The following is a 1,198-nucleotide window of genomic DNA, read 5'->3' on the forward strand; positions in this document are numbered from 1 at the left end:
CTCAACGCCTTCCAGATCGCGTTCGAGGGCCGCCTGACCCCGAGCAACAACTGACACTCAACAAGCAGGATCAGCCGTTAAATTGACACACCCGATCAGAACACCGGCGTCTGATGTGGCCGCCGAGTCCGCCAGGGGAGCCAGCTCGCCAGGGAGTCGGCCAAGCTTGGGTCCCCGGCCAGGGCGGATGGCCGAGAGCCGGACGGGCAGGTCGGGACGACTGGGCGGCGGCCAGTTCTGAATGCCGTGGTTCTCCGTCCGGCTGCCGATGTCCCAGGTGAGGCAGTGAGGCCCTGAGGGAAGCTCGCGGGACGTTGGCCAGTCATACCGAAAAGGGTGGCCGGTCTCCAGACTCATGGCCAGTTGGTCGAACAGCTCGGCCAGGCTGGAGGCCCACTTGGTGCCTTCGATGTCCCCCGAGCCGATGCCCATCTCGAAGATATGTCCGTAGGTCTGGCCGGGTCGATGGTCGATGGTCGATGAAGGCTGCGCCTCCGTCGTTGGGGCGCGCGAACTCAACCCACTGGTGGGGATGGCCACAGAGATCTCCCTCCGGCCGCCCCGCAGCGATGATCTCCGCGAGTCCGTTCTTCACCCGCTCGTAGTGCTGGGCTATGAGGTGTGTTCCGATGAGTCGGTGGCCGAGCGGAAGGAAGGACCCAGCGTGGTGATTGTCTGGCTCCGGATGCTCCATGGCGCCGGTGTGCCGCTGCAGAAGTGCCCTCAGTTGGGAATGGAGCGGGAATTCTAGTTGCGTTTCGAGCGCCGTGATCTCCTCGGCCTGGGTAGGTGATCGCAGGGCCGCGTGGTCGACGGGACAATACACGGACAGCCAGGAAACGAAATGGTCCCACGCCTGATCGAACGCTGCAAGATCGCCGTCGGTCATACCAGAACCCGAGACCGCGGCACTGACACGCCCTTGGGACTGTGACTGATCGCCCGCCTCTTGCCGTGTCCTGCTTGCTCCAAGGCCGCCTGGAGAGAGGATCGGCTTGCTTTCGCCGGGACCGCGTGGTTCACGCTGCCGACTGCTCCCTTGGGGGCGGAAAGCAAACCGTAGTATTTCGGCGATGACGGCTTTCAAAATTGCTGAGCATGACCGGAACGTCAGCGTGTGGCGTGGATCGGGCCGACGGAAAGGGCGTGGACGCCACGGCCGCTGCATTCGTCGGCCTTCCACGGAACGTCGATCTGG

Annotated in this window: 1 protein-coding gene; it reads right to left on the reverse strand. The window is 64.1% G+C overall.

Annotated features, from left to right (window positions below):
• Positions 1-57: 57 nt before the first annotated feature.
• Positions 58-540 carry a hypothetical protein gene (locus ACIP98_RS42530; protein WP_401982262.1) on the reverse strand — a complete coding sequence of 161 codons (483 nt, stop codon included), beginning with the start codon at positions 538-540 and terminating at the stop codon, positions 58-60.
• Positions 541-1,198 lie beyond the last annotated feature (658 nt).

The organism is Streptomyces sp. NPDC088354, assembly GCF_044753585.1.
Classification (GTDB): Bacteria; Actinomycetota; Actinomycetes; order Streptomycetales; family Streptomycetaceae; genus Actinacidiphila.